This is a genomic window from Streptomyces sp. NPDC059166 (assembly GCF_042755185.1).
Classification (GTDB): Bacteria; Actinomycetota; Actinomycetes; order Streptomycetales; family Streptomycetaceae; genus Streptomyces.
Genome location: NZ_JBHZCI010000035.1, coordinates 69,537 through 81,864, shown reverse-complemented (window position 1 = coordinate 81,864; position 12,328 = coordinate 69,537). Strand labels below are relative to the sequence as shown.

12 protein-coding genes are annotated in these 12,328 nt (G+C 71.5%); 3 read left to right on the top strand and 9 right to left on the bottom strand.

Features of this window, described 5'->3' with window-relative positions; translation table 11 throughout:
• Positions 1-114: 114 nt before the first annotated feature.
• From ACFXOA_RS24510 to ACFXOA_RS24500, 3 genes are all read right to left on the bottom strand, one after another.
• Entirely contained in the window at positions 115-837 is a 723-nt protein-coding gene (locus tag ACFXOA_RS24510) for an SAM-dependent methyltransferase (protein ID WP_385032442.1), read from the bottom strand.
• Positions 838-871: 34 nt separating this feature from the next.
• Entirely contained in the window at positions 872-1,495 is a 624-nt protein-coding gene (locus tag ACFXOA_RS24505) for a class I SAM-dependent methyltransferase (RefSeq protein WP_385032439.1), read from the bottom strand.
• 182 nt (positions 1,496-1,677) lie between these two features.
• Complete coding sequence (locus ACFXOA_RS24500; protein WP_385032436.1) at positions 1,678-1,926, bottom strand: hypothetical protein; 249 nt, start codon at positions 1,924-1,926, stop codon at positions 1,678-1,680.
• 307 nt (positions 1,927-2,233) lie between these two features.
• On the opposite strand from ACFXOA_RS24500, the gene ACFXOA_RS24495 reads away from it, so the two are divergent.
• Entirely contained in the window at positions 2,234-2,821 is a 588-nt protein-coding gene (locus ACFXOA_RS24495; RefSeq protein WP_385032433.1) for a fasciclin domain-containing protein, read from the top strand.
• 28 nt (positions 2,822-2,849) lie between these two features.
• On the opposite strand, the gene ACFXOA_RS24490 is transcribed toward ACFXOA_RS24495, so the two are convergent.
• Positions 2,850-4,073: a spore photoproduct lyase family protein gene (locus ACFXOA_RS24490; RefSeq protein WP_385032430.1), complete on the bottom strand. Its 1,224-nt coding sequence runs from the start codon at positions 4,071-4,073 to the stop codon at positions 2,850-2,852.
• Between the two features lie 160 nt (positions 4,074-4,233).
• Complete coding sequence (locus ACFXOA_RS24485; RefSeq protein WP_385032427.1) at positions 4,234-4,839, bottom strand: RNA polymerase sigma factor; 606 nt, start codon at positions 4,837-4,839, stop codon at positions 4,234-4,236.
• Between the two features lie 142 nt (positions 4,840-4,981).
• On the opposite strand from ACFXOA_RS24485, the gene ACFXOA_RS24480 reads away from it, so the two are divergent.
• Positions 4,982-5,974: a MerR family transcriptional regulator gene (locus ACFXOA_RS24480; protein WP_385032424.1), complete on the top strand. Its 993-nt coding sequence runs from the start codon at positions 4,982-4,984 to the stop codon at positions 5,972-5,974.
• Positions 5,975-6,023: 49 nt separating this feature from the next.
• Here ACFXOA_RS24480 and ACFXOA_RS24475 read toward each other — a convergent pair whose 3' ends face one another.
• Both ACFXOA_RS24475 and ACFXOA_RS24470 read right to left on the bottom strand, forming a co-directional pair.
• The gene (locus tag ACFXOA_RS24475) at positions 6,024-7,211 is read right to left on the bottom strand and encodes a PP2C family protein-serine/threonine phosphatase (RefSeq protein ID WP_385032421.1); all 1,188 of its coding nucleotides are present in this window, start codon (positions 7,209-7,211) and stop codon (positions 6,024-6,026) included.
• A complete protein-coding gene (locus tag ACFXOA_RS24470) occupies positions 7,208-8,851 on the bottom strand; it encodes an ATP-binding protein (protein ID WP_385032419.1) in 1,644 nt (547 codons plus the stop codon). The genes ACFXOA_RS24475 and ACFXOA_RS24470 overlap by 4 nt, the downstream gene beginning before the upstream one ends.
• A gap of 119 nt (positions 8,852-8,970) precedes the next feature.
• Here ACFXOA_RS24470 and ACFXOA_RS24465 point away from each other — a divergent pair, with 119 nt between their 5' ends.
• Complete coding sequence (locus tag ACFXOA_RS24465) at positions 8,971-9,771, top strand: response regulator (RefSeq protein ID WP_385032416.1); 801 nt, start codon at positions 8,971-8,973, stop codon at positions 9,769-9,771.
• Between the two features lie 216 nt (positions 9,772-9,987).
• On the opposite strand, the gene ACFXOA_RS24460 is transcribed toward ACFXOA_RS24465, so the two are convergent.
• Both ACFXOA_RS24460 and ACFXOA_RS24455 read right to left on the bottom strand, forming a co-directional pair.
• Complete coding sequence (locus ACFXOA_RS24460) at positions 9,988-11,160, bottom strand: LPXTG cell wall anchor domain-containing protein (RefSeq protein WP_385032413.1); 1,173 nt, start codon at positions 11,158-11,160, stop codon at positions 9,988-9,990.
• A 232-nt stretch (positions 11,161-11,392) separates the two neighbouring features.
• Positions 11,393-12,328, bottom strand: coding sequence for a DUF2510 domain-containing protein (locus ACFXOA_RS24455; RefSeq protein WP_385032410.1), 936 nt, complete (start codon positions 12,326-12,328; stop codon positions 11,393-11,395).

Genomic DNA, 12,328 nt, shown 5'->3' with positions numbered 1-12,328 from the left:
ACCACCCCCCCCCCTCCGGCCGCCCCCTTTTTTTTTGATTCCGCCCCGGGGGGGGGGGGGGGGCGTGGGGGGGGGCGGGCGGCCCGCCCGGCCGCCCCCGGGCGCCCCCCTCTCTCATTTCCCGGTGCTGTTCAGAACAGGGGGCGGGTGGCCGGTCCGTACCCGGCGCGCCCGTACCAGCTGCAGCACCGCCGGGTTGTCGTCTCCCGGCGCCGGAAGGAGATCCACGGCTTCCACGGTGAAGCCGTGGCCACTCAGGAGCTCCTCCCACAGCCCTGGTGCGAGCACCCACATCCGTACGGGAATGGGCTCGTCGTCCCGGAGCCGGACCGGCAGCTCGCGGGCGGAGACAGAGTCGGAGGGGCCGACACCGTCGCTGTCGGTGTGCAGGGCGCTGAAGACGAGCGGCGCGTTCGCCGTGAGACCGTGCCGAAGGGCCGGAAGCAGATCCGACGGGTCGATGCAGGCGACGCTGCGGACGCTGTAGGCGGCGTCGTACGGCTGGGACTTCCGAAGGTGCTCCGCGACGTCCGAGTGGAAGAAGCGGACCCCCGGCTCGTCGCTGTGGGCCTGCATCGCGCGGCGGTGCTGGGTGGGGGACAGGTCGACACCGTCGACGAGGGCGCCGTGCGCCCGGGCCAGGTGGACGGCGTGATGGCCCGGCCCGGAGCCGATGTCCAGCACGCGCTTGCCGTGGACGGGGCCGAGCGCCTCGGCGCCGTGGCCGCCGCCGAACCCCCAGTCGATCCGGTCGGGGACCGGCGGTGTGTAGCCGTGGTCCAGCTGCCTCTGTCCGTAGAGGGTCCAGGCCTGTTGGTTCGCCGGTGATGCGGTCACGGCTTCTCCCAGGAGGAACGGATTCCGACGGGTCTCAGGGCTTCAGTGCGTAGCAGCGCAGTACGTCGAGTTCGGCGGTCCGGACGGCCGACCAGCCGGCGGTCAGGATCTCGGCCTCCGAGGCTGTGATCCCGAGGTGGTGGAGCGGGTCGGTCCGCTCCCGGCGGCCCTCGATCTCGGTGACGACCCAGAAGCAGCCGCCGGGTGCGAGCAGCCGGCGTACGCGGTCGAGGAACTGCGGCTTGGGTTCCACCCATCGGTAGACCAGCCGGCAGGTGATGACCGCGTAGGCCGGGTGCGGCAGGGAGGCAAGGTCGTCCGCACCGAAGTCGGTGCACCGCCAGACGGGGTTCGTGCCGGGGCGGGAGTCCTGTCCGGAGGCCAGGACGACAGCGCTCGGGGCGCAGTCGACGCCTGTGGCGCGGTAACCCATCCGGTGGTGCAGATGGCGTGCGAGAGCGCCGTCACCGCAGCCGATGTCCAGAGCGGGCCGGCCGTGGCCGGGGCCGAGGTGTTCGGCGAGCAGCGTCTCCTCGCGGCCGTCGATCCCACGGTAGCGGCGGCCGCTCGCCCAGTGCGGCTCCCAGTAGGCCCGTGGGGACGGGATCACCGGCGAGGCGTCGCCCACGTCGAGTGAGTCACGCGGTCCGTCGTGCACAGGCACCCACCCCCGGGGCACATGCTCCCCGGGTGCGCTTGCCGGCACAAGACCGCGTCGCGTGAGGACGGCGCACCGCCGGCCGCCTCACCTCAGGGGGGTCGGCGTCCTCGTCGGTGCCGGCCGGTGGTGACCGGGAGTCCGGCGGAGCGGCGTGTGCCGATCGCCGCGGGGCGCAGGCCCTACGAGACCGATTCCGCCCCCTCGCGCGCGTCCCTCTCCTCGTAGCGGCTCAGCGCCAGACCGAGACCGAAGAAGGTCGGGGCCCACTCGCCGATGAAGATGCCCCAGCGGTCGGCGCGGGCGTACCCCTGCTGCTCCAGCTTCACAGAGCCCAGCCACGAGACGAAGGAGAGGCCGATGGAGGCGAAGGCGGCGGTGTAGACGTGCTCACTGGTCAGACCGCTCTCGTGCAGTTTCTTGACGATCATCGTTCTCTCCCGACCGGAGGTGATCGGAGCGCGAATGCTCCGGAACCGGGCGGGGCACCGGACCACGCCCGGACCACCCACGATTCTCCGGGAGGGCCCCCGCCGCCTGTCGCATCGATTGTGCGTCGACCGGGCGAGGCGGGCGCGGTCGTCGGGTGTCCGGGGCGCGGGGGCGGGTGCGTCGCCCGGAGCGCGTAGGCCGGTTCGCCTCCGACCACCTGCATCCAGGGAGCGGGCGGGGAGCGAAGTAAGGGGTGTGGCGGGCCGTGCAAGGAGCCCGCCGCCACTCAGATCAGAGGTGAAGGTCATGACCGCCGTCAACAGCCGTCTCAAGGGACTCGCCGTCGCCGGAGCCGGAGCGCTGCTGGTACCTCTCGGACTCGTCGCCGCCGCACCCGCCGCACAGGCCGGCTCGGCCGCGGAGCCGTTCGGCCCCGCGTGCTCCTCGCTGCCCGCCGACGGCGAGGGGAGCGCCTCCGGCATGGCGGACGATCCGGTCGCCACCGCGGCAGCCAACAACCCCGAACTGTCCACGCTGGTCAGCGCGGTGCAGAAGGCCGGTCTCGTCGACACGCTGAACAAGGCTGAGAACATCACGGTCTTCGCGCCCACGAACGACGCCTTCGAGAAGATCCCGAAGGCCGATCTCGACAAGATCCTCAACGACGAGGAGCAGTTGAAGAGTCTGCTCAACTACCACGTGGTGGGCGAGAAGGTGACCGTCGACCAACTGCCGAACGGCACCTTCAAGACACTCCAGGGCGGTGAGATCACGACCTCCGGATCGGGCGAGAACTTCACGGTGAACGACTCGGCGAAGATCGTCTGCGGTGACCTGGAGACGGAGAACGCGACCGTCCAGCTCGTCGACACGGTGCTGATGCCCGCGTCCTGAGCCGTGGTCCCCGCCTGGGCGGGCCGTCTCAGAAGGCGTATCTGATGGGCAGCCAGGGGGCGTTCTCGGCCACGAGGCGGCGGACGGTCTCCACCGACGCCGCCTTGACGGCGCCCCGGTAGCGCACGTTCCAGCTGCCGTTCTGCGAGAGCTTCGGTTCCTGGAGTTCCGGGCGCCAGACGGCCTCCTCGGCGCGAGGGTGCCACAGGAGGTTGACGTCGTGCAGATCCTGATTGTGCGTCAGCATGATGACCTCGGCGGCCGCCTGGCGTTTGACGGCCTGCGGCAGGACCTCGTCCATGTGCTGGAGCAGCTGCCCCCACGCCTCCTTCCAGCCGGGGCGCACGACCACGGGGGAGAGGTTGAAATGCACCTCGTATCCGGCCTCCACGAAGTCCGCGGCGGCGGCGATCCGCTTCTCGACGGGGCTCGTGCGGATGTCCAGCAGACGTGAGTCGTCCGGTGGCATCAGCGAGAACCGTACGCGGGTGCGCCCGCGCGGCTGGAGCAGCAGGAGGTCCGGGTTGACGAACTTGGTCGCGAACGACGCCTTGGCGCCGGGCCAGGCCGAGAAGGCGTGCACCAGGTCCGCGGTGTTGTCGCTGATCAGGGCGTCGACGGAGCAGTCGCCGTTCTCCCCGATGTCGTAGACCCAGGCCCGCGGATCGCACTGATCCGGCTCCTTCTTGGGCCCCTGGGCCGCGATGTGCCGGGCGAGCCGGGTCAGAATGCCGTCCATGTTGGTGAACACGGTGACCGGGTTGGCGTAGCCCTTGCGCCGGGGGACGTAGCAGTAGGCGCAGGCCATCGCGCACCCGTTGGAGGCCCCGGGGGCGATCCAGTTCGCCGACCGGCCGTTCGCCCTGACGGTGAGTGTCTTCTTCTCGCCGAGCACCAGGACGGTGCTCTTGATCCTGACCCACCGCTCGGCGTTGCCCCGGTTCCCGTGCAGCTCGGGGACGAGCCAGTGGGAGTCGACCGGGATCACCTCGGCGTCGGGGAAGCGGGCGAGGATCTGCTGCCCGCGCGGTGAGGCCGCAGCTGCGGGCTCCGCGTGGATCTCGCGCACCGAAAGGAGTCGACGCGCCTCCACGGAATCCCGGAAGAACGGGCCGGCCGCTCCGGGAGGGCCGCCGGGGCCGCCGCCCCCGCCGACGTGGAGATCCGCGACGCCGAAGAGGCCGTCCTGGACGGCATCGGTGCCGCCGGAAGACCGGTCGGATCGCTCGGGCTGGGCGCGGGAATCTCTCACGTCACCGTCAACCGTACGAGATCGGCGGAGGATGCGGTCACGCGTACTCCGCATACCCCGGTCCTGTCCCTGCCCCGCTCACCGGGCCGCCCTCGCCGGCTGCCGTGATCCGGCCGGCCGTGCCGCTACGGCGCTACGGCCGGCCGTGCCGCTACGGCGCTCAGGCCGCGAGGCCACCGGATCCGATCCGGTCGCGCAGCCGGTGCAGCCCGCGGCGCGCATGGCTCTTGACCGTGCCGAGGGGGATGCCCGTGCGTTCCGCGATCTGGACGTGTGTGAGGTCCTCGTAGAAGGCCAGGCGGAGCACCTGACGCTGCGGGCGGGGCAGGCGCACCAGCTCGCCGGAGAGGACCACGCGGTCGAGCGCGCCGTCCGGGACGCCGCCCGTCCGGGGGGCGGGAGCCACGGCGAGTGTGCGGCCTGCCGCCTCCACGAGGCGTGCCCGCCTCGCCCTGGCCGCGAGGGCGTCGGCGGTCTTTCGATGAGCGATGCCCGATATCCAGGCACCGAGAGCACCCTGTTCAGGGCGGAAGCGCCCGCGGCCGAGCCAGGCCGCCAGGAAGACCTGCTGGGTCACGTCCTCGGCCTCCTGCGCGTCGCCGAGCGCCCGCGCCGCCATGGCGTGGACGAGTGGACGCCAACGGCTGTGGACCACGGCGAAGGCCCGCTCGTCGAAGGCGGCGAAGGAACGTGCCAACTCGTCTTCGTCCGACATGATCTCGCCGACGGGAGCGGTGCGTCCGGTGGGAGTCTCGGTCGTGTGCATCGTCTCGTGCTCCTGGCGGGGAGATCATCGAGCAGCGGGTGGGGAGGCGTCGCCGGGACCGGCGGCTCCCGTGCGCCTCAGTCTTCGACGGGCGGGTGACGCGAGGCAACATGCCTCGTTTGTGCGTCGTATGGTGAAAAGTATGGTTTTCCCTGAGGCTGCGGGGCGGCACGGCGGAGGCCTGACGACGGGCGAGGTCGCCAGGCGGCTCGGGGTCGCCGCGACCACCGTGCGCTCCTGGGACCGGAGGTACGGCCTCGGCCCTGTCCGGCGCAGGGCCGGCGAACACCGGCGATGGACAGCGCCGGACCTGGCACGCCTGGAGCACATGTGCGCGCTGACGGCCACCGGTCTGCCGCCCGCCCAGGCGGCCGAGGCGGCGCGGGAGGCCCCGGGCCCCTCCGCCGGGCCTCCGTGGCCCTCGGATCCCTCCGGCCCCTCGCCGGCTCCCGGAGCCCCGGACCGGTCCCCGACCGGTGACCGGCCCGATCAGGTGCGACCGGAGTGCCGGGGGCTGGCCCGCGCCGCTCTGCGGCTCGACTCCGGAGCGATCGACGAGCTGCTGGACGCCGTGATCGCCGACCACGGACTGGTCTCCGCCTGGACCGAGGTGATCATGCCGTCGCTGCAGTCGGTCGGACGCAAGTGGGACACCTCGGGGGAGCGGTACGTCGAGGTCGAGCACCTCTTGTCGTGGCACGTCGTCGGCGCACTCAGGAGAGCGGCCCCGCCCGCTCCTCCCGGACCGAAGGGTGTCACCGCCCTGCTCGCCTGCGTCCCGGGCGAGGACCACACGCTGCCGCTGGAGGTGCTCGCCGCCGCCCTGGCGGAGCGCGGCGTGCCCTTCCGGAACTTCGGCGCCTCCATGCCCGTGGAGCCGCTCATCGAGGCCGTACGCAGAACGGGACCCGCGGCGGTCGGGCTCTGGGCCCAGTCGCGTACGACCGCGAGCAGACCCCTGGCCAGACATGTGGCCTCCATGGAGTGGGGTGTCCGCGGAGCGCGCAGGCGCCCTGTGGTGCTGACCCTGGGGCCGGGGTGGGCGGGACCTGCCACGCCGGGGCTGCTGAGGCCCGCGGGGCTGGACGAAGCGCTGTCCGCTCTGCAGCAGGTGCGGCACGTTCCCGCGCGCTGAGCCGTTCCTGCCCCGCTCGCGCCGGCCGGCTACGGCCGGGGCGTGCCGTTCAGCCGGACGTCTCCGGCGTGTGCCAGTCCAGACGCAGCACGGCGAGGTCGTCGGTGTGACGGCCGGCGTTCAGGGCACGGGTCTCCTTTATCAGGAGGTCGAGGTGGGCGCCGGGGTCCGAGACGGGCAGCCTCTCGATGAGAGTGAGCAGCCCGTCCACCCCCAGGCGTTCGCCGTCCTCCGTCCCGCTGTGCCCCTCGGTGAGGCCGTCCGTGAAGAGGGTCAGGGCACCGGTGGGCGGGAGCCTGATCACACTCTCCGGCCAGAAGCGGAGCTCCGGCGCGATCCCGAGGGCGATGCCGTGAGCCGCGTCCGTCGCCTCCGTTCCGGTCGCGGTGGTGAGCAGGGGCACGTCATGCCCGGCGAGGTGTACGACGACGGTTCCCGCCGCCCGGTCCAGGGAGAGGAGGGCGCAGGTGGCGAACATGGACCGGGTGCCGCGTTCCGCGATGAGGATGCGTTCGAGCAGGTGCAGAAGATCCGTGCCCCGGTGGCCGCCGAGGACCAGGGACCGCCACGCTATGCGCAGGAAGACACCGAGGGCCGCGGCGTCGGGGCCGTGTCCGCTGACGTCGCCCACCACCGCGTGGAGCAGCCCGTCGTCACCCTCGACGACATCGAGGAAGTCCCCGCCGAGCAGGGCCTGGTCCCGCCCGGGCAGGTAGCGGGTGGTGACGGTGACCGTGCTCGTCGCGAGCATCGGCCGGGGGAGCAGCCCGCGCTCCAGCCGGGCGTTCTCCTCGGCGCGCAGCCGCGTGGCCTGCGCCTCGGCGCTCGCACGTTCGGTCTGGCTGCGGTAGACGGCGTAACGCACGGTGCGGCCCAGCAGGTCCGCGTCGACGTTCCCCTTGACGAGGTAGTCCTGGGCTCCCGCCGCCATGGCGTCGGGGCCGGCCTGCGTCTCCGACATGCCGGTCAGGACGATCACCGCGGTGTGCGGGGCGAGCCGGCGGATCGCCGTGACCCCGGACGTCCCGGTCAGGTCCGGGAGGTGCAGGTCCAGGAGGATGCAGTCGGCCTCCCGGGCCGGCAGTTCGACACGGGCCTCGGCCAGGGTCCTGACCGTGGTCAGGGCGAAACGCAGACCCGTGTCGTACAGCAACTCCTCGACGAGGAGCGCGTCGGCCGCGTCGTCCTCGATCAGCACGATCCGGTACAGGGGATCGTCCTGCGGTGACGGTCTCACGAAGTCCGCTCCAGCCTGTGCTGCCCGGTCCCGGTCCCGGACTCCGTCTCCGGCTCCGGGGACGCGCCGGGCGACGCGGCGTCCGCCGGCAGTCCGGCGTTCTCCGGAGGAACCGTGGCGAGGGTGAAGACGATGCGGGCGCCCGCTGTGTACGTGGAGTCGATCTCGATGGTGCCGCCGTGGAACTCGACGATCTTCTTGCACATCGCCAGGCCGATGCCACTGCCGCTGTACGCGTCCTTGGTGTGGAGACGCTGGAAGATCACGAACACCTTCTCGGCGTACTCCGGAGCGATGCCGATGCCGTTGTCCGTGACCGCGAAGCGCCACAGCTCGCCGTCCCGCTCCGCGGAGACGTGGATCACCGGGGCCTCGTCGGGGCGGCGGAACTTCACCGCGTTGCCGATGAGGTTCTGCCAGAGCATCCCCATCTGGGTCGGGTCCGCCACCAGAGTCGGCAGCGGGTCGTGGGTGATCACGGCGCCCGACTCCTCGACGCTCATGCTGAGCGACGACAGGGTGCTCTTCAGGACCGCGTCGAGGTCGAGATCCTGGTGGGTGTGGTGGACCCGGCCCACCCGGGAGAAGTCGAGCAGGTCGTTGATGAGCGTCTGCATGCGGTTCGCGCCGTCGACGGCGAAGTCGATGTACTGGTCCGCGCGGGCGTCGAGCGCTCCGCCGTAACGCCGCTGGAGGAGCTGGGTGAAGCTCGACACCTTCCGCAGCGGCTCCTGGAGGTCGTGGGAGGCCACGTACGCGAACTGCTCCAGTTCGGTGTTCGACCGCTTGAGGTCGGCGGCCTGCGCGTCGAGCAGCAACCGTGCCTGTTCGGTGAAGGCCAGCTCACGCAGGAGCCGTTGCCGCATCGACTCGATCTCGGTACCGAGGCGTCGCACGTCGGCGGGACCGCTCGGCAGGATGGTGTGGGAGAAGTCGCCGTCCGCCACCCTGCGTGCGTCCGCGCCCAGCTTCTCCAGGGGGGTGGTGATGCCCCGGCGCATGCCCTCGAAGACCAGCCCGGCAAGGACCAGGATGACCAGGGCGATCGCCGAGAAGACCCAGTTCCGCAGGTCGTAGGTGGCCAGCAGGTCCGTGCGCGCCTCGACGCGGTCCGCCCGGAGCTGCTCCTGCTGTTCGGCCAGCGCCTCGCGGACGTCGTCGAACGCTGCCTTGCCCTCGGCGGCCCGGGCGGCGGCCAGGGGGGAGGCGGCACCGGCCGGGGAGGCGGCGACCGGGTCGGCTATCCGCTCCTGCCAGTTCCGCGTGGTCCTCTCGACGGCCGCGGAACCCGGGGCTTCACCGTCGAGCAGTCGCGCCAGCTCGGCGGTGTACGTCTTCTGGTCCTGGAGGCCCTGCCGGTAGGGGACCAGGAACTCCTCGTTCCCCGTGAGTCCGTAGCCGCGGATCCCGGTCTCCTGGTCGAGCAGGGCCGATTCCAGGCGGATCGAGGTCGTCAGGGCGGGGGACTTCACGTCCACCAGTTCCTCGCTGATCGTGGCGGTCCGTCCCAGGACCCATCCACCGGTCAGCCCGAGGAGCGTGAGCACCACCAGGGATGCCGCCACCCCCGAGCGAAGCCATTGCCGGGTCGTCCACGTGGAGAGACCGCGCGGGCGTGGCACCCCCGCTTCGCCAGTCATCTCGTATCCCTTCGGCTGCCTTCACGACTCCCCCACATCGGGGTGCAGTGTGCATACTTTAGAGGTACGGAGACAACCCTTGTTGTCGAGCCCCGTCCCGGGCGCCTAGAGTGCCGGGTATGCCGGGCAGGAACTTCGCGCACTTCGCATCGATGACGACCTCGCAGGACTCGGTGACGCTCATGGACGCGGCGGTCACGGATCTCGCCGACCGTCTCACCCGGCGTCTCCTCGACCTGCGGGTCGCGCCGCGAGAGGACGTGGCCCAGGGACCCGATCCCACGGAGGGCCTCGCGCTGCTCCACGTGCTCGACCAGGTGCGGCTGACCGCGGAACGCCTTCAGCTGAGGGCGGCCGCCGACGCCGCGAGGGCGGGTGCGGGGTATCCGCAGCTCGGTGACGCCTGCGGTATCACCCGGCAGGGCGCCCGTAAGCGCTGGCCCGGACTTTTCGACCACTCTCAAGACAAGCCAACGGAGCACCCGATGATGACCGCACCCGCCCGTCCTTACGACGTTCTGCTGGTCGAGGACGACATGGCCGACGCCATGCTCATCGAGGAGGCTCTTTCGGAGAGAGGTACGCGCAACCTGGTGCAGGTCGCCGACGGGGTCGCGGCGCTGGAGCACCTGCGTGCTCCCGGCAGTGTGCGTCCCGACCTCATCGTCCTGGACCTCAACATGCCCCGGATGAACGGGCGGGACCTGCTGCAGATCCTCAAGACCGACGAGAACCTGCAGAGCATCCCCGTCGTGGTCCTCACCACCTCGTCCGCGCCCGAGGACATCGCCGGTGCGTACGGCAGGCACGCCAACGCGTACGTGACCAAGCCCGTCAACCTCGACGAGTTCGAGAAGGCCGTGCAGAGCATCGACTCGTTCTACCTCGACACGGCCACCCGGGTGCCCCGCGAGCAGTGAGCCGGCGCGGTGCCCGGCCCGGGACCCGCGCCCATGAGGAGACCGCCGGTACGGGCAGTACCGGCGGTCTCCTCATGCGCAGGCGGCGCGGGTCGTGCCGGTCCCTCATGCACGGGCGCCGGTTCCCCGTGCACGGGCGGCGCGCGGCGGGACGGCCGGGCCGCGAGGGGCCGCCGGACCGCGGCCGTCGGGACCCGCGTCGCCGGAGGCGACCCGTCAGACCTGGGCGCGGGTACCGCGTCGACGCCTGACGAGGAGGACCCCGCCGGCCGCGATCATGGCCGCTGCGGCGGTGCCCACGGCGGTCGACGAGGCGCCGGTGTCGGCGAGTTCGCCGCCGCCCTGTGCGCCCGGCTGGTTACCGCCGGCCGAGCCGGAGCCCGAGCCGGAGCCCGAGCCGTCGTGGCTCGTCCCGCCGGTCGAACCGGAGTCCTTCACGTCCAGGGTGATGTCGGCCTTGTCGTTGTCCTTCTCCGGGTCGAAGGGCCGCTCATGGGGTGCCAGCGCCACCGAGCCCTTGGCGCCGGGCACCCGCTCGTCGATCTTCAGCTGGAAGGTGTAGAGGCCTCCCTCTCCCTCGTCGACCCACCGCTGGGCGGTGCCGCAGACGTACGTCCCGTCCTCGGCGTCGCAGAATCCGTCGCCCTTGACGACCGACGTTCCGGCGGGAGGCGTGATCAGGACCTGGCGAACGGGGTCCCCCTCGTCCGTCAGCACCCAGGCGGGGCCCGCGTTGGTGAACTTCACCTTCAGGGTCACCACATCGCCCACGCTGCCCGTGAGGTCGGCGCCCTGGACCTGCCAGTCCGCCGTGTTGACCGACGAGACGGGCACGTCCACCGCCTCCTCGGTGGCCTCGCCGCCTGCGTGGCTTTCCACCAGCTGTACCGCCGGGGCCGTTCCGGCCACCGGAGGGGTGGCGGCGTCGTCCAGTGGCGGATCGATGTCCCAGACGCTCACCCGCAGTACGTCGTTGAGGGCGTTGCCCAGTGCCTTGACGGCCAGCGGAGTCTCGGGTGTGTAGGCCCTGCCCGGCTCCAGCTCCTGGTCGAACGCGCACACCACGTTCGACTTGGCCGTCATCTCGTCGTACGAAGGCACAGCGTGCGTCCGGCAGTTGGAGGGAACGTCGGCGTAGTCCAGGCCACGGGTGACCGAGTACTGCACCCAGACCTTGTCGGCGCTCGCGGTGCCGTTGTTCGCCACGACGACCGGCCGGTCGAACGTACTGCCCGGCTTCACTCCACCGACGGGCGCGATGCCGCCCAGGGCGAGATCCGGTGCGTTCCGGTCGGCGAACGCGCTGGGTGCGGAGCCCAGAGCGATCAGTCCGGCCGTGCCCAGTACGACGGCGGTGGTGCGGACGGCACGGTGGGGGGAGAGTGACATGGAAATGGACCTCTGTGGGACGTGGTCGGGCGATGGGTGTCCTGAGAAGTGAACGGCCTCTCGATGGTCGAAGACTGTTTTCGTAATACATCGGTTGCACCCGGGCGCCGACTGCTCGTGCGGCAGGGGCGTGCGACGGGCCGTCAGCCCAGGTCGGCGGTGGTGGAGTCGGCAGAAACGAGCGGAGGCCGCATCGGAAGGTCCGATGCGGCCTCATGGCTTTCGCTGAACGTCAGGCGGTCCTGCCGGACCCGGAGGAGGCGCCCAGGCCCTCCGCCTTCTTGATGCCCCCGGTGATGTCGTCGAGCACGGAGAGCTTCGGTGCCTTGGCGTTGACGTCGAAGCCTGACCGGATCACCACCAGCATGTTCTTGATGTTGGGGGAGGGGAAGGCGAGCGATTCCACGTAGCCGTCGTCGCCGTTCTTCGTCACCACCTTCCAGCGCACCGCGTAGCCCTTCTGCCCGGCGACCGTGACGGCTTCGGACTTGAGCACCTCGTGGGAGGTGATCCCGCCGTAGATCTTCTCGCCGTAGGACTCCTCGGCGTTGGCCTTGATGTCGCCCTCGGCGGCGGCCTTCGCGGTGGTCGCCTTGTTCTTCAAGGCCTGCGCCGGTGCGGAGAACACGCCTCCGCGTACGCACTTCTCGCCGGTGTCCCCGGGGCACGCGTACTCGCCGGTCGTCACTCCGGCGCCGACCGGGCCCGACTGGCCGGTCCAGCCGTCGGGGACGGGAATGCTGATGCCACTGGCCGCGTCGGTGGCGTACCCGTCCTCGGTCTCGGGCATCTGTCCGCCGCCCTGGCCTCCGTCGCCCTGGCCGCCCTCACCTTGCCCTCCGTCGCCCTGACCGCGTTCTCCCTGCCCGCCCTCGCTCCGGTCTCCTCCGCCGGGGGAGTCCGGGAAGCGGGGGGTGTCCGAGGGGGCCGAGGCGGTGGCGTCGTCCGAACGGGTGCCGAGCGCGTAGCCGCCGCCCCCGACGGCGGCGAGGACGATGACACCGGCGGCGATTCCCGCGCCGATGCGTATGCGCCGGCGCCGGATCACCGCGGGGGGTATCCGGAGCTCGTCGGTCCATCGACCGCCGTCCCACCAGCGTTCCTGAACGGGGCCGGTCCCTGAGTGCCCGGGGTCTGGATGCCAGCCGGGCGGAGTCGTCTGCGTCAC